At 67.8% G+C, this 13,971-nt stretch carries 16 protein-coding genes; 8 read left to right on the top strand and 8 right to left on the bottom strand.

The features are described 5' to 3' along the window. The first annotated feature begins 156 nt into the window (after nucleotides 1-156). Together ACFSXZ_RS11125 and ACFSXZ_RS11120 are read left to right on the top strand one after the other, a co-directional pair. Nucleotides 157-363 (top strand): hypothetical protein, encoded by a 207-nt coding sequence (locus ACFSXZ_RS11125; RefSeq protein ID WP_378264060.1) that lies wholly within the window; start codon nucleotides 157-159, stop codon nucleotides 361-363. Continuing rightward, a complete protein-coding gene (locus ACFSXZ_RS11120) occupies nucleotides 360-503 on the top strand; it encodes a hypothetical protein (protein WP_378264058.1) in 144 nt (47 codons plus the stop codon). The genes ACFSXZ_RS11125 and ACFSXZ_RS11120 overlap by 4 nt, the downstream gene beginning before the upstream one ends. Before the next feature lie 209 nt (nucleotides 504-712). On the opposite strand, the gene ACFSXZ_RS11115 is transcribed toward ACFSXZ_RS11120, so the two are convergent. From ACFSXZ_RS11115 to ACFSXZ_RS11105, 3 genes are all read right to left on the bottom strand, one after another. Next, on the bottom strand, nucleotides 713-1,498 hold the full coding sequence (locus tag ACFSXZ_RS11115; RefSeq protein ID WP_378264056.1) for a WXG100 family type VII secretion target: 786 nt from the start codon (nucleotides 1,496-1,498) through the stop codon (nucleotides 713-715). Beyond that, complete coding sequence (locus ACFSXZ_RS11110; RefSeq protein ID WP_378264054.1) at nucleotides 1,485-1,796, bottom strand: hypothetical protein; 312 nt, start codon at nucleotides 1,794-1,796, stop codon at nucleotides 1,485-1,487. The genes ACFSXZ_RS11115 and ACFSXZ_RS11110 overlap by 14 nt, the downstream gene beginning before the upstream one ends. A gap of 80 nt (nucleotides 1,797-1,876) precedes the next feature. Further along, on the bottom strand, nucleotides 1,877-2,317 hold the full coding sequence (locus ACFSXZ_RS11105; protein ID WP_378264052.1) for a GNAT family N-acetyltransferase: 441 nt from the start codon (nucleotides 2,315-2,317) through the stop codon (nucleotides 1,877-1,879). Nucleotides 2,318-2,430: 113 nt separating this feature from the next. Here ACFSXZ_RS11105 and ACFSXZ_RS11100 point away from each other — a divergent pair, with 113 nt between their 5' ends. Further along, nucleotides 2,431-2,967 (top strand): AAA family ATPase, encoded by a 537-nt coding sequence (locus tag ACFSXZ_RS11100; RefSeq protein WP_378264050.1) that lies wholly within the window; start codon nucleotides 2,431-2,433, stop codon nucleotides 2,965-2,967. Between the two features lie 11 nt (nucleotides 2,968-2,978). On the opposite strand, the gene ACFSXZ_RS11095 is transcribed toward ACFSXZ_RS11100, so the two are convergent. Together ACFSXZ_RS11095 and ACFSXZ_RS11090 are read right to left on the bottom strand one after the other, a co-directional pair. Next, nucleotides 2,979-3,614, bottom strand: coding sequence for a TetR family transcriptional regulator (locus ACFSXZ_RS11095; RefSeq protein ID WP_378264048.1), 636 nt, complete (start codon nucleotides 3,612-3,614; stop codon nucleotides 2,979-2,981). A 27-nt stretch (nucleotides 3,615-3,641) separates the two neighbouring features. Then, nucleotides 3,642-5,057 (bottom strand): fatty acid desaturase, encoded by a 1,416-nt coding sequence (locus tag ACFSXZ_RS11090; protein ID WP_378264046.1) that lies wholly within the window; start codon nucleotides 5,055-5,057, stop codon nucleotides 3,642-3,644. A 127-nt stretch (nucleotides 5,058-5,184) separates the two neighbouring features. On the opposite strand from ACFSXZ_RS11090, the gene ACFSXZ_RS11085 reads away from it, so the two are divergent. Further along, nucleotides 5,185-6,987: an MFS transporter gene (locus ACFSXZ_RS11085; RefSeq protein ID WP_378264044.1), complete on the top strand. Its 1,803-nt coding sequence runs from the start codon at nucleotides 5,185-5,187 to the stop codon at nucleotides 6,985-6,987. Here ACFSXZ_RS11085 and ACFSXZ_RS11080 read toward each other — a convergent pair. Beyond that, on the bottom strand, nucleotides 6,960-8,291 hold the full coding sequence (locus ACFSXZ_RS11080; protein ID WP_378264042.1) for a PQQ-dependent sugar dehydrogenase: 1,332 nt from the start codon (nucleotides 8,289-8,291) through the stop codon (nucleotides 6,960-6,962). The genes ACFSXZ_RS11085 and ACFSXZ_RS11080 overlap by 28 nt on opposite strands. 228 nt (nucleotides 8,292-8,519) lie before the next feature. Here ACFSXZ_RS11080 and ACFSXZ_RS11075 point away from each other — a divergent pair, with 228 nt between their 5' ends. Further along, nucleotides 8,520-9,860 (top strand): hypothetical protein, encoded by a 1,341-nt coding sequence (locus tag ACFSXZ_RS11075; protein ID WP_378264040.1) that lies wholly within the window; start codon nucleotides 8,520-8,522, stop codon nucleotides 9,858-9,860. Nucleotides 9,861-10,195: 335 nt separating this feature from the next. Then, nucleotides 10,196-11,119 carry a hypothetical protein gene (locus ACFSXZ_RS11070; RefSeq protein ID WP_378264038.1) on the top strand — a complete coding sequence of 308 codons (924 nt, stop codon included), beginning with the start codon at nucleotides 10,196-10,198 and terminating at the stop codon, nucleotides 11,117-11,119. Nucleotides 11,120-11,122: 3 nt separating this feature from the next. Here ACFSXZ_RS11070 and ACFSXZ_RS11065 read toward each other — a convergent pair whose 3' ends face one another. Both ACFSXZ_RS11065 and ACFSXZ_RS11060 read right to left on the bottom strand, forming a co-directional pair. Further along, nucleotides 11,123-11,698: a hypothetical protein gene (locus ACFSXZ_RS11065; protein WP_378264036.1), complete on the bottom strand. Its 576-nt coding sequence runs from the start codon at nucleotides 11,696-11,698 to the stop codon at nucleotides 11,123-11,125. 96 nt (nucleotides 11,699-11,794) lie between these two features. Beyond that, nucleotides 11,795-12,532, bottom strand: a complete 738-nt coding sequence (locus ACFSXZ_RS11060; protein ID WP_378264034.1) for an alpha/beta hydrolase — start codon at nucleotides 12,530-12,532, stop codon at nucleotides 11,795-11,797. Between the two features lie 179 nt (nucleotides 12,533-12,711). Here ACFSXZ_RS11060 and ACFSXZ_RS11055 point away from each other — a divergent pair, with 179 nt between their 5' ends. Both ACFSXZ_RS11055 and ACFSXZ_RS11050 read left to right on the top strand, forming a co-directional pair. Beyond that, nucleotides 12,712-13,689, top strand: a complete 978-nt coding sequence (locus ACFSXZ_RS11055) for an acyl-CoA desaturase (RefSeq protein WP_378264032.1) — start codon at nucleotides 12,712-12,714, stop codon at nucleotides 13,687-13,689. A 23-nt stretch (nucleotides 13,690-13,712) separates the two neighbouring features. Beyond that, nucleotides 13,713-13,970 carry an acyl carrier protein gene (locus ACFSXZ_RS11050; protein WP_378264030.1) on the top strand — a complete coding sequence of 86 codons (258 nt, stop codon included), beginning with the start codon at nucleotides 13,713-13,715 and terminating at the stop codon, nucleotides 13,968-13,970. Nucleotide 13,971 lies beyond the last annotated feature (1 nt).

Raw genomic sequence — 13,971 nt, 5'->3', positions numbered from 1 at the left:
TTCTGGTGGTCACGTTGCTTCGACAGCGTCAGAAGACCCCGTCCCGTGCCGGCTCACTCACCGACCGTAAGCCAGTGGTCTAGGCCAGGGCAAGATCCGCGAGAGCGTTCCCGAACGGTTCGCGAGCGGGCCGATCCGTTTGTCTACCCTGGGCTTATGGAGCCGAGCGTTTCATCGCCCCTCGTCGAACTACGCGACGAGCGCGTGGAGCGCCATGGCATCCGGGTCTGGCTCACGCGTGACGACCTCGTCCACCCCGGCATGCCGGGCAACAAGTGGCGCAAGCTCAAGTTCAATCTCGCCGACGCCCGTTCCTGGACGCGGAGGTCCGGCGCTTTCAACACGACGGTTTCGGAGCCGTGACGACCAACTGGACGATCGACCATGACTACGCTTTCGGCGGCTACGCCAAACGCACACCGGAACTGGACGGTTTCCTCCACGATTTCGAGGAACGGCATACCATCGTCCTCGACAGGACTTACCAATCCGACCAAAAGTAGGCGGAGACGGACCCCAACCAATCTGGCTGGATAGAACCGTTTCCGCCGTGGCTGTGGTCGGATTGGTAACGATCGGCACGGCATGAAGCGAAAATGCTCTATGGTCTGTTCGCCCGTATCGAAGCCGGGGATTTTCCGGCCGGAACGACGATCGTGGCCGTGTTGAGCTGACGGCTCCCGCCTTGCCGGGAGACGACCGGCGAGAAGTCTCAGTCGGTTGACTGGTCGGTCAAGGGTGACTGCCGGACCATCGGGGTGAACGACGCGCGCCGCATGGGGCTCAACGCCTGCATCATGCCGCCCCGCACCGCGGGAATCGCCGCTGTGGCCGCCCGCTGACCGAGCGGCGCCGCGAGGGTGCCTGGCTCCGGTCGGGCCAGTGCGCCTGCCGCCTGGGGGTAGTCCGGCACCGAGTACACAACGGTGATCGACAGGCCACCGGGTGGATTGATCGGATCGTACGGCTTTTCCCGGCCGGACAGCCGCTCGAAGGTGCCGGACAACGCGGCCAGACTCCCGTCGACGGTGCCGGCCAGGTCACCGACTTCGGCCGCGGTCTGCCGGCACAGCCTGCTGATCGTGTCGGTGTCCTGGTCATCGGACGCGGCGGGATTGGCCATGCGCCAGCTTTTGGCGTCGGCGAGCAGCCACTCGCAGCGGGTGGCGGCCTGGCTCTGCGCGTACGCGATGGCCGCGACCGCCTGGTCCGCCGCGTCGGCCGCCTGGGTGAGTACTTCGGACAGGGCGCTGCCCGCGTCGGTCAAACGATGGGTGTAGTCGGTGAAAGCGGTCGCGGTGGCGCCGGTCCACTGGCCTTCCAGGCGGCGTGCCGCCCTGGTCACCGCGGCTCCGCTCGTAGCGCACTGGCCTGCCGCCTGTTGCCAGCGCCGCGTCAGCCCGGACAGAATGCCGCTGTCCACCCGGTTGACCCGATCCAGCGCGGAGACGACCCTCCCGCCGCCGGGCAGCGCGGCGATGTCGTCACGCAGGTCCATCCGGACCGATCCTCCTCGCGTTGATGCGGTCCAGGTCGTGAAAGAACCGAGCGCCGCCACCGGCCGCGTCGCCACCCGCGCGGATCAACGCGGCCGCCCGGCTCAACTGGCCGAACACCGCCTGGTCGAAGGCGCGCACGCTCTTGGCGAGCCGCACGGCGTCATCGGAATCGCCGAACGGGTTGCCACCGATCGCCGGGACCGGACCTGCCACGACGTTGTCCAGGTCCCGCGCCGTCTGCTCGAGTTCGGCGCGGCAGGCACTGACCGCCGCGGGGTTGATCGAAGTGGACTCCACGGCGACGAGTGTGCAACGTCCGCGCTCACCATCAGTAGTGGCTGCCGCGAGCAGGCCCGGAGTTTAGGAGAAACCCTCAGCTACCCTCGCCGGTAGGCGTAGAGGATGAGGCCTTCGTGGAATTCGGCCAGCTGGTCGTACAGCGCGCGGGCCGGGGCGTCGGCGAGCGTGTTCCAATAGAGGCGCGGATAGCCGTGCTCCTCGGCATCCCGCGCCACCCACCTGATCAGTGCCGTCGCGACACCTCGTCGCCGAACTTCCTGGTCCACGAACAGATCCGCCAGATAGCATCTCCCGCCCGGCCTCCAGACGGCGGCGTGGAACACATAGTGCGCGATGCCGACCATCCTGCCGTCCAGCCTCGCGGCGATCCCCCGCGTCGGCTGTCCCTCGAGCAGGCGTTGCCAGGTCTGTTCGTAGCCCTCGTCGTTGATCCGAGTCCCGAAGTGGGCGTGGTGACCACGGGCCAGTGGTTCCCAGTCGGTGCGGTCGGATTCGGTCAGCAGGCTGATCTCCACCATAGGGCTCATCGTCCTCCCAACTGCCGGGAAAGCGCTTTCCGGAAAGAGCGGACACGTCGACTCGCCCGAAAATGGTTGGGGCGTGTTCGGTGCCGCCACTACTTTTTCACCGCGTGAACGGTGTCGAGGTGCTCGTCCTGCATGGATCGCCGGGTTCGGGAAAGACGACCCTGTCGAGAGTCATAGCCGAGCACCTGCGGACGGCAGGCGTGGCGAACGCGGTGATCGACTTGGACGATCTGTGCATGGTTCATCCCAGCCCTGACCGTTCCTTCGCACGTGAGAACCTCAAGGCCATCTGGCCGAACTATGCGGCTATCCCGCAGGTGAAGGTGATCATCCCCAGCGTCATCGCGGACGAGGAGGAACGGCGCGTGCTGCGCGCCGCCGTGCCCGGCACGAAGTTCGCCGTCTGTGAATTGACCGCACCCGAAGCCGTCCTCAAGCAGCGGGTAACGGCGCGGGAACCCAACGAGTTCTGGAAGAGGCGGCTTCGCGACTTCGTCGACCTCTACCACCGGCGGACCGATCTTTCCAAGATCCGGGACTTCCAGGTCTCCACGCACGGCAGATCGGTCGACGAATCGGCCCGGGAAGTCATCGAAAAGGCCGGCTGGCGGAGGCACGCACGAGGCGAGGTAGGTCCGTAACGGACCGCCCGTCACCGCCGGGCGAACCGCAGCGGCCGGACGGACGGCGCGTCGAGCAGTCGCGCGGCCAGCCACGCGATGGCGTCCGCGGTGTGCGCCGGGGTGTCGGAGGGCTGCATGACGTGGCTGAGCACGGTGCGGACGACGACGTCGATCAGCGCGGTGATCTGCTCCTTGGTCAGGGGCGGGCGGTAGGGCTCGACGCGGCCGGCCAGCATCGTCTTCGCCTCGGTGAGCAGGCTCGAAGCCTGCGTGGTCAGCAGTGGCAGGAGTTCGGTGTCGGCGCCGTGAGTCGCGGACGCGATCGCGCGCAGCAGGATGTTGCCGTTGGCGAGTTCCAGGACGCTCCGGACGGCGTCGTAGATCGCCTCGACGAGATCTTCGGGATGGCGTTCGAAGGCGTCGCGGACCACGGCGAGGAACCGCTCGAGTTCGTGCGAAATCATGGCTTCCGCGAGCGCCGTCTTCGAGCCGAGTTCGTTGTAGACGGTGCGGCGGCTGACTCCGACGATCTCGGCGAGCCGGTTCATGGTGACCGCCGCCCAGCCCTCGGTCGCCGTCAGCTCGATCGCGGCCGTGAGGATCGGCCGGCGGTACTGGCCGCCGGCCGAAGGCGCGGTGGACAGGGCTGGGCTCACGACAGTCATTCTAGGCGGCCCCCTGGCGCCGGATCCTCACCGTGCGCTCACCTTGCCCGGCGCCACGAAGTCGACCTTCTCCCTCACCCCGCAGTCGGGACAGCACCAGTTGCCGGGGATCGACGACCACGGGGTCCCGGCCGGGAACCCTTCGCGCGGGTCGCCGATCTTCTCGTCGTAGAGGTAACCGCAGCCGGGGCACATCCCGCCCTCGGTCGCGTCACCGTGGGTGTCCGCCGCCACCGGTTCCGGGGTGTGCCCGGCAACGTCATCCCGAACGCCATGGCGGGCAAGGACTTTCGCGCGTTTCGCGGGCTGGATGTTGGCCCGGGTGATGTCGCCGTCGAAGTGGGCGAGCACGCGCGGGTCCATCACGCGCCGCCACAGTGGCGGGATGAGCGCCAGCACGATCATTCCGGCATAACCCGTCGGCAGCACCGGCGATTCGGCGAAGTCACGGAGCGTCTGGTACCGGCGGGTGGGGTTGGCGTGGTGGTCACTGTGCCGTTGCAGGTGGTACAGCAGGACGTTGGTGGCGATGTTGTTGGAGTTCCAGCTGTGACTGGGGTCCACGCGCTGGTACCGGCGCCGTCCGGGCGCTCCCACGCGCCGGCGCAACATCCCGTAGTGCTCCAGATAGTTGACGACCTCCAGCAGCGAGAACCCGACCACCGCCTGGATGACGAGGTAGGGCAGGATGCCGAGGCCGAGCCACGCGATCATCGCGGCCCACAGCACGGCGGACATCAGCCAGGCGTTGAGGACGTCGTTGCCGATCCGGAACGGATGCCGTCCCCGGCGGGCGAAGCGCTTGCGCTCCAGCCGCCACGCCGATTTCAGCGAGCCGGCGACCGTGCGCGGCCAGAACCGGTAGAAGCTCTCCCCGACGCGGCTGCTCGCCGGATCGTCCGGTGTGGCCACCCGCACGTGATGGCCACGGTTGTGCTCGATGGAGAAGTGGCCGTACCAGCTCTGTGCCAGCGCGATCTTCGACAGCCAGCGCTCGTGGCTTTCCTTCTTGTGTCCCAGCTCGTGCGCGGTGTTGATGCCGATCCCGCCGATGCAGCCGATCGAGACGGCCAGCCCGATCTTGTCCACAGTGGACAAATCGCCGCGGCCGATCAGCCAGCACGCGCCCGCGAAACCGAGGTACTGGATGGGCAGGAACAGATAGGTGATCCAGCGGTAGTACCGGTCGTTCTCGAGCCGCTCGAGCACGTCGTCGGGCGGATTGGCGCGATCCAGCCCGGCGACCAGGTCGATCGCGGGAACGATGACCAGGATCACGATCGGCCCGATCCAGAACCACACGCCCCAGCCGGTGGCCGCGTGCAACCCCATCGCCAGGAACGCCAGCGACGGCACGACCAGGCCGATCAACCACAGGTAGCGCTTGCGATCAGTCCATGTCCCGGTCGAACCGGGCGGCACCGTCGGATTCGCAGCGGTCATCGCAGCCTCCTCGTTGAGCTTCACAGAAGTGAATGAGGTGTGCATCGCGATGCACAAGTGACGAGATTTTGTAAACCCGGGCCAACGGTAGGATACGAGCGAATCCAGCTTGGGAGGCAACCCACTCATGTCACGCTCCGCGCCGTCCTCCGTCCGGCCGCCGACCACGTCAGGCGGTCGCGCGAACGGCGTGATCGCGGTGCTGGCCTTCGGAGGCGTCGTCGTTTCGGTGACGCAAACCCTGATGGTGCCGCTGCTTTCGGAGCTTCCGTCGTTGCTGCGCACGTCGAATTCCAACGCCGCCTGGGTGATCACCATCACCCTGCTGACCGGCGCCGTCTCCACCCCGGTGCTGGGCCGTCTCGGGGACATGTTCGGCAAGCGGCGCACGCTGCTGATCGCGCTCGGCCTGCTCGTGGTGGGGTCGCTGGTGTGCGGTCTCGCCTCGTCCCTGCTGCCGATGATGATCGGCCGCGCGCTCCAGGGCTGCTCGATCGGCGCCATTCCGTTGGGCATCAGCATCATGCGGGACGAACTCCCGCCGGAGCGGCTCGGCTCGGCCATGGGCCTGATGAGTTCGTCGCTGGGCATCGGCGGCGCGCTCGGGCTGCCGGCCTCGGCACTGGTCGCCGAACACCTCGACTGGCACGTCTTGTTCTTCGGGGCGGCCGGTATCGGCGCGATCGGTCTCGCGCTGATCCTGCTCGTGGTGCCGGAGTCCACGGTGCGCTCCCCCGGCCGGTTCGACGTGCCGGGCGCGATCCTGCTTTCGGCGGGGCTGGTCTGCCTGCTCCTGGTCATATCCAAAGGCAGCGACTGGAGCTGGAGCAGCGGCCGCACTCTCGGTTTCCTCGCCGCCGCCGTGCTCATCCTCATGGTGTGGGGTGTGCTGGAACTGCGCACCGCCGAGCCGCTGGTCGACCTCCGCGCGACCGCCCGGCCGCAGGTGCTGCTGACCAACCTGGCCTCGATCCTGGTCGGTTTCGCGCTCTACTCCACCCAGCTGGTGCCGCCGCAACTGCTGCAACTGCCCACCGCCACCGGATACGGGCTCGGCCAGACGATGCTTATGGCCGGACTGTGCGTCGCCCCGACCGGACTGCTGATGATGGCGGTGTCTCCGCTGTCGGCGCGCCTCACCAAGGCCCTCGGCCCCAAGACCACGCTGATCTGCGGGATCGGCGTGCTCGGCGCCGCCTACCTGGCAGGCCTCGCGCTGCTGAGCGAACCGTGGCAGCTCGCGCTGTTCTCCGCGATCGCCGGCGCGGGTGTCGGCCTGGCCTACGCGGCGATGCCCACGCTGATCATCGCCGCGGTGCCCGAGTCCGAAACCGCGGCGGCCAACGGCCTCAACACCCTGATGCGATCGATCGGCACCTCCTCCTCCAGCGCGGTGGTCGGAATGGTGTTATCCCATATGACGACCCGCTTCGGGGCGGTTTCGGTGCCGGCCATGGCCGGTTTCCGCACGGCGCTGCTCATCGCGTGCGGTGCCTGCGTGGCCGCTTTGCTCGTCGCGGCGGGCATTCCCGGGCGCGGGCGGGCGGCGGTGAAACCGCGCACCGTCACCGGCGCTGTCCTCGGCACGAACGGCGGCGCCGTCGCACGGGCACTGGTCGTGGCCGTCGACGCTCGCGGCGAAGTGGCGAGCAGCGTCAGATCCGGCCCGGACGGCACGTTCGATATCACCGACCTCCGCCCCGGCCGCTACACGCTCACGGTCAGCGCGACCGACCATCCGCTCGTGGCGCGCTCGGTCGACATCGGCGACCGGCTCCAGACCCGCCAGGACATCGAGCTCGATTCGGGCGGCTCGGCCCGTGTCGCGGTGCGGACGCCGGACGACTCACCGAGCGTCGCGCTGACCGCGAGGAACATGGTCGAATACCGGCGCCACGTCGGTCACCGCCCGGGTGGTGCCAGCCGGTAGACGGCGCCGGCCTCGTCGTCGGTGATGTAGACGGCGCCATCCGGTCCGGCGACCGCGGCCACCGGGCGACCCCAGCGGGATCCGTTCTGGGCCTGAAACCCGCCCACGAGGGTCCGCTGTCCGCCCATCTCGCCGTTCTTCCACGGGAAGAACGACACTTCCGGAGCCCGTGGCGGTGTCGCGTTCCACGAACCGTGCACGCCGACCAGCGCACCCTGGCCATAGCCGTCCGGCAGGTCCGTGGTGACGAACGACAGCCCCAGTGGCGCCGAATGTCCGCCGAGCCCCTGTTCGGCCGGGGGCAGCGCGGCACAGTCGAGCTTCCGTCCGTCCGGATTGGTCTCGAAGTCGCGGACGAACGGGATCTTCGAGAAGTTCAGCGCGCTGCCGCGGACACCCTGTTGCACATCGGGATCCGGTTCGCAGTAGGGCCAGCCCAGGTTGCGCCCGGGGGTGAGCTTCGCGAGAGGCTCGGCGGGGTGGTCACGCACGTACTCGTCGATCACCTTGCCCTGCGAGGATTTCGAGCCACCGGCGTAGGGACGGTCGAACGGGTATTGGATGTTGTCCCGGCTGTTCACCGCCGTCCACACCGCACCGTCAGGGGCGACGGCAAGTCCGGTGCCGTTGCGGACTCCGACGGCGAAGGGCCGCGCCGGTCCGCCGCCGGGCGGAACGCGCAGGATCGAGGCCCGCGGCGGGTTCGCCGAGAGGTCTTCGGCGGAGATGTTGCCCGTGGAGCCGACGGACACATAGACGGCCCCGTCCTGACCGACCGCCACGCTCTTCAACGCGTGGGCGTACTTACCGCCCAGTTCCGGGCTCTTGGCGTCGGGCAGCCCCGTCACGACCGGATGCGGATTCGTCGCCATGCCCGCCGCGTAGGCATAGGCGTCCACGCGGTCACTCTGCGCGACGTACAGGGTCGAACCCGAGAAGGCGAGGCCGTGCGGCTGATTCAGCCCACGCAGCAGCACGGACACCGTCGCCCTGTCGTGTCCCACCGGCACCAGCCGCACCACCGTGCCGTTCTTCGGTACCGACACCAGCAGCGTGCCGTCCGGCGCCCACACGGCGAGCCGAGCCCCCGGGACGCGCGCGAACACCGAAAGCGTCCAGCCACGCGGCACGAGCGCCTGCCGGGTCTCGTCCAGCGGAGCCGAGTTCATCCCTTCCGGGACGCTGACGGTGACCGAGGCCAAGCCCTCCGGATGGGTGGCGGCGGGGGCGGACTGCTGCGCCGCGCAGGCGGACGCGAGGAGCGCGGCGGCCGTCACCAACAGCGCGAAACGTCGGGCAGGCATGGGCCTCCTTGGAATCCGGCCAGGTGCACACAACTACAACCACGGTAAGGCCCGTGCGGAGGTTCACGACCGTCGCGGGCCGGTGAGTTCGGCGATCACGCACTGAGGCGCCCGCATTCACAGAGCTTGCACAGCCGGAAGACAGCAACGCACCGCAGTGCCCCTTCTATCCTGGGTGACCGGCGACGGTGCCGGACATGGCTCGCGACGAACCCGGGAGGACCGCTGATGGCGTCCGGCACAACCATCGAACCCGTAGCCGGCGGCGGTCGCTTCCCGGTGACCATCGACGCCAAACGGAAAACGCTGGTGATCGCGCTCGTGGTGATCGCGGCGGTCGCGGTGCGGCTGGTCTTCTTCGGCTACCGGTCCGGCGACTACGCCGGCTTCGTGTCCCGGTGGTACGACTACATCTCTTCGCACGGCGGCTTCGCCGCGTTGAAGGACAATTTCGCCAACTACAACGAGCCCTATCTTTACCTGCTCGCCGCGCTCACCTATACGCCGATTCCGCCAATGGCCGGTATCAAGCTGATGTCGGTCGTTTTCGACTTCCTCCTCGGCTTCTTCGCGTACCGAATCGTCGACCTGCGCCATCCCGGCCGCTGGTGGCCGATTCTGGCCGGGGCGATCGTGGTGTTCCTGCCGACCGTCGTCCTCAACAGCTCCATGTGGGCCCAGGCCGATGCGATGTACGCCGCGTTCGGGGTCGGCGCCCTCTTCTTCGTGCTGCGCCGGCGCCCGTGGCTCGCCTGCCTGTTCTTCGGTCTCGCGTTCTCCTTCAAACTGCAGATCGTCTTCCTGTTCCCGTTGTTGCTCCTGCTCGTGCTGCGCAGGTACGTGCCGTGGCGGGCACTGCTGCTCATCCCCGTCGTGTATGTCCTGCTCGACGTTCCCGCGCTGCTGGCCGGTGCGAATCCGGGCACCGTGTTTTCGCTCTACGCGACCCAAACGGGGACCTACGACCAGTTGACCCTCAACGCGCCGAACGTCTACCAATACCTGGACATCACGGCGTCGACGCCACTGCGGATCACCGGGATCGCGGTCACGGGAGTCCTGCTGCTCGCGTTGATCGTCCCGGTGGTCCTGCGCCGCAGCGAGCTGACTCCGGCCAGGATCGTGCTCGCGGGCACGGTCTCCGTGCTGCTGGTGCCGTACTTCCTGCCCGCCATGCACGAGCGCTACTTCTACCTCGCCGACGTGCTCACCGTGCTGGCCGCGTTCCACCTCCCGCGCAAACTGTGGGCACTGCCGGTGCTGGAGCAGTTCGCCTCGGTCTTCTCCTACTTCCCGTTCCTGCTGATGGCCGGTGGGCGCGGCGGCTTCGGCGGCGGCCGGGCTCCGGGCAACCGCGGCAGGTTCCCGGGTGGCGGTTTCCCCGGCGGCCGGGGCGGTCCCGGCGGTGGCGCCTTCAGCGGCGGGGGCGGCGGGTCGGGGACCCCGGTGATCAGCTTCACCGTCCTCGCCACCGTCATGCTCGCCGCGCTCGTGCTCGCCCTGTGGGTGGCGATCCGCGAGTTCCGCACATCCGAACCGGTCGTGTTGGCAGATCGACAAACCTCTTAGTGGGACTACCTCCGACGAGTTGTAACACCAAGACCGCGCGAGCCGCATACTGAATCGGAAGCAGCGTGCCGGGCGGGGAGGTGATGCCGATGGTCGACGGAATCGGTGACATCCTGTCCACACCCGGCACGCCCGACGCGCGGCAGTACCATTACCGATGCTCCGAGCCCGGTGGGTGTACGACCAAAGGACGTTTGTCGACGACGATTCTCAAAGGCGCCGCGAGGCCGCAATGTAAACGTCATAGGCGTTGGATGGAACTCTGTACGAATGCCAGGTGTGGCCTTACCAAACTGCCGCACAAGGTGCTGTGAGCGATGGCTGCCGGATAGTCCATGAGCGTGACAGTGAGCCCCACGCCGACGCTGACCCAGCGCTTCAGTGTCGTCAGCGTGTTACCGACCATGGTGCTGATCGCGTGGCCGGTCTTCCTGATCGGCTGCCAAGCCTTCACCGGCCGGCCGCGCCCCGGCGAACTACTGCGATTCCTCGGCACTCTCAACGTCGCTCAGGTGAGCGTGCTCGCGCTGCTCGCGGTCGCGATCGGGTCCCTCTTTCACCCTTTCCAGTTTCTGCTCGTCCGGCTTCTCGAAGGCTATTGGTCCACGATTCCCGTGCTTCGCACGCTCGCGCCCCTGGGTGTCGAGCTGAATCGGCGCCGCATGCGCCGGCTTGTGCGGCGCAACGACGGAAGACAGTTGCGGAAGCTCTACCCGCCCGACGAGTCCGAGTTGCTGCCGACGAAGCTGGGCAACGTTCTGCGGGCCGGGGAACGGCAAGCGGGAAGACCCTACGGTATGGACGCCGTCCTGATGCTGCCGCGCATCTACCCGGTCGCCTCACCGGGCATCGCCGCGGCCTTCCTCGACCGGCGCAATCAGCTGGATGTCGCCGCGCGGTACACGGCGGTGTCGGGTCTGATGGCTGTCTCGGGGTTCGTAGCGTTCGCCGATGACGGTGCGTGGCTGACGTTGCCTGCCATGCTGTCCGGGGTCACGGTGCTGTCCTATCGAGCGGCCGTCAGGACCGCGGTCTCCTACGGGGAGGCACTACGGTGGCTGTTCGACCTCAACCATGCCCAGGTGACGCAGGCCCTTGGCTGGCCGGTGCCGCATGACATCGGGAAACTCAAAGACCTCAACCGGCAAATCGAGCAGTGGCTGGAAGACGACGCCGAAGCCCCACCCGGCTACCGTGGACCGGACGCCTCGACGGCCCAAGCGGAACCCCCGCCTTGCGACGACACGGCCTATCTCTAGATCCTAATGACCGGTGCCTGGCCGGCCCGCGGGTTCGATCCCGATCGTCGGAGCCAGTCCCACCACCACGACCGACACCCTTACCGGAGGCGTCGGCGCGTCGGGATCCGGCAGGTCCGGATCCGGTGGGGCGGTCGTCAGACCACCGCGAGTCACGGAAAAGGCGTGCCGTACGGTGATCCGCTCTTCCAGGAAGGACTCCGGCACCCGGATGTACAGCGATCCGAGAAACACCGTCGCGTCCACTTCGATGTCGGTATCGCTGTCCTCGGCATGGGATAGATCGAGCACAACCCGGACGAACCCTACGGTGATCGCCACCGCCTCCGCGTCCCGGGGAACGGTGACGGTGTCAGGGAGAAATCTCCGGACGACGAAGGTATTCCCGTCCGCCATCCGGCCTGGACGCTGGCCTGAGGAGCGCGACGCGATCACGATCAGCCGCAAACCACCCCACCCTGACAGGACGGCGAAACCCACGACCCACGGAGAGACGCTCGCCAGTCCTCGCACCGCGACCAGGGCTACCCCACCGGCCGCGACCATAAGCCATACGACCCCGCCCGCAACCCGTGCCACGCGCATCTTCGTACTGTGGCACATCCGGCCCCCGGCGATTCCCCAGCATGCGAGCGCGCGCATCGGTCGCTCGACGGCCTCAGTGGCGCCGTTCGCCTACTTGACCAGGTGCCGGAGGAAGAAGCGCGCTGAACTCTCCAGTTCGAATGGTGGAACGGCCGAATGGGGACCGGGGTTGGCGTGCAGGGTCTTTTCCTGGGATCCGAAGGCATCGAACACCCTGAGACCCGATTCGCGCGGGACCAGTTCGTCGTCCCACTGCAGCACGAACTCGACCGGGATGGTGACCCGGCCTGCCGCCTCGCCGACGGACCGGTGGGACGTGAGCCCGAAGACGGCCGCGGTGATCCGCGGTTCGGCCGCCACGAAGGGCACGCCGATCGAACTGCCCAGCGATACGCCCCAGAAGCCGACCGGGCCTCCGGTGCCGATGCCGTCGAGATCTTGGAGAGCGTCGAGGGTGGTCTGCCACTCGGCGACGGCTTTCGCCGCGCGTTCGGCCATGCCGCGGGTGATCTCGGGGTCGACCTGTTGGCCCGACGCGACCCGGCGGCGGAGGGCCGGCGTCAGCTTTTGATCGAGTTCGAGGCGTGGGCGATCCCCGTACCCGGGCACATCAATGGCCGCGACGGTGAAGCCACAAACGGTCACGTAGTGGCGTGCGCGGGTCACCAAGGGCGGTGCCTTCTTGTGCTGACCGCCGCCGTGGCCCAACAGGACCAGGGGCCGGTCACCGGCAGCGTCCGCCGGTGACCAGAGCGCGCCGGTGATGTCGCCGAGAGTGAACAACCGTTCCGTGACGCCATCCGACGTCGTCTCCGCAGTGAAACGCATGGATCGATCGCCTTTCCGTCACGAACTTCGCGACGCTACCACGGCCCTCCCGGCCGGGCGCCGGACAAGGTGATAGCCAAAGCCAATCCTGCGACTCCGAACCCGAATGCACGGACCGTGCGGGCGTCCGCCGTCCTTACGCTCCACATCGTCCGGCTTGAGCACCTCGGGAGGGTGGCATGGCCGAAGAACTCCTCGCGGAGCGAGAGAAGCCCGCTCCGCGCCGGAAAGTGATCAGCAGTCCCTACCTGCATCGGTTGCAGCGCCGTCATTTCCTGCTGTTCGATGTGGCACCGATCGCGGGAACCGTGGGAGCGTTCGCGTTTCTCGCGGTGCGCCCGTTCTCCACGACCGACCTCGTGCTCTTGCTGTCGATGTGGCTGTTGACCGGACTGGGCGTGACCGTCGGCTATCACCGGCTGTTCACGCATCGCACCTTCCGGGCGGCACAACCGGTCGCGGTCGTGCTCGCGATCCTCGGTTCGATGGCGGGCCAGGGCGGGCTGGTGTCGTGGGTCGCGTTGCACCGGCGCCACCACGAATACAGTGACCGCGAGGGCGACCCGCATTCCCCGAACCTGTCCGGCCGTGGCTTCAAGGGCCGGCTCCGGGGGCTGGCGCATTCGCATTTCCTGTGGATGCGGCGGCACGAATATCCCAACATCGTCCATTACGCGCCGGACCTGCTCAAGAATCGCGCGTTGGTGCGCGTCGCCCGCTATTACTACCACTGGGTCGTGCTCGGCATCGCCGTGCCCGCGCTGGTCGGCGGTCTCGTCTCGCTGAGCTGGACCGGGGCGGTGAGCGGCCTGTTCTGGGGCGGCCTGGTCCGGATCTTCCTGCTCGAGCACATCGTCTGGGCGATCAACTCGTTCCTGCACATGTTCGGCACCCGCCCGTACGAGTCCCGGGAGAACAGCCGCAACGGCGCGATCTTCGCCCTGGTGACGCTCGGCGAGTCCTGGCACAACAACCACCATGCCTTCCCGGAATCGCCGTCGTTCGGTTTGGACTGGTACCGGCTCGACCCCGGCTACTGGCTGATCAGGCTGCTCGCCGCGGGCGGCCTGGCCTGGGATCTGAAAACGCCGTCCGAAGACCGGCGAGCGGCCAAGCGCATGACCGAAACCACCCCCGCCGGCGGACCTTCCGCGTGAAGAACGAGCATGAGGAAAAAGCAATGGACACGAGCAAGGACGCCATTCTCCAGTGGTGCCGTGAGTATGTCGCCGACCTCCTGGCGACCCCCGTCGACGCGGTGGACCCGGAGGCGGACTTCGACCGGCTGGGCATCGACTCGGCGCTGGCCGTCTCGTTGCTGATGGAGGTCGAGGAGCGCTACGACGTCGACCTCTCACCGGAAAAGTTGTTCGCCAACCCGAACCTGAACGCGGTCGCCGATTACCTGCACGCGCGAACCCAGCGCAGCGCGGTCTAGC

This window comes from Amycolatopsis pigmentata (assembly GCF_042684065.1).
Classification (GTDB): Bacteria; Actinomycetota; Actinomycetes; order Mycobacteriales; family Pseudonocardiaceae; genus Amycolatopsis_E; species Amycolatopsis_E pigmentata.
Note: the sequence above shows the minus strand (reverse complement) of the source record. Positions and strands in the feature narration are given on the sequence as shown.

Coding starts and splice junctions, on each gene's coding strand:
- ACFSXZ_RS11050 (WP_378264030.1), top strand. CDS start 13,713: ATGGACACGAGCAAGGACGCCATTCTCCAGTGGTGCCGTGAGTATGTC.
- ACFSXZ_RS11055 (WP_378264032.1), top strand. CDS start 12,712: ATGGCCGAAGAACTCCTCGCGGAGCGAGAGAAGCCCGCTCCGCGCCGG.
- ACFSXZ_RS11125 (WP_378264060.1), top strand. CDS start 157: ATGGAGCCGAGCGTTTCATCGCCCCTCGTCGAACTACGCGACGAGCGC.
- ACFSXZ_RS11080 (WP_378264042.1), bottom strand. CDS start 8,291: ATGCCTGCCCGACGTTTCGCGCTGTTGGTGACGGCCGCCGCGCTCCTC.
- ACFSXZ_RS11090 (WP_378264046.1), bottom strand. CDS start 5,057: ATGACCGCTGCGAATCCGACGGTGCCGCCCGGTTCGACCGGGACATGG.
- ACFSXZ_RS11115 (WP_378264056.1), bottom strand. CDS start 1,498: ATGGACCTGCGTGACGACATCGCCGCGCTGCCCGGCGGCGGGAGGGTC.
- ACFSXZ_RS11095 (WP_378264048.1), bottom strand. CDS start 3,614: ATGACTGTCGTGAGCCCAGCCCTGTCCACCGCGCCTTCGGCCGGCGGC.
- ACFSXZ_RS11060 (WP_378264034.1), bottom strand. CDS start 12,532: ATGCGTTTCACTGCGGAGACGACGTCGGATGGCGTCACGGAACGGTTG.
- ACFSXZ_RS11085 (WP_378264044.1), top strand. CDS start 5,185: ATGTCACGCTCCGCGCCGTCCTCCGTCCGGCCGCCGACCACGTCAGGC.
- ACFSXZ_RS11075 (WP_378264040.1), top strand. CDS start 8,520: ATGGCGTCCGGCACAACCATCGAACCCGTAGCCGGCGGCGGTCGCTTC.
- ACFSXZ_RS11105 (WP_378264052.1), bottom strand. CDS start 2,317: ATGGTGGAGATCAGCCTGCTGACCGAATCCGACCGCACCGACTGGGAA.
- ACFSXZ_RS11070 (WP_378264038.1), top strand. CDS start 10,196: ATGAGCGTGACAGTGAGCCCCACGCCGACGCTGACCCAGCGCTTCAGT.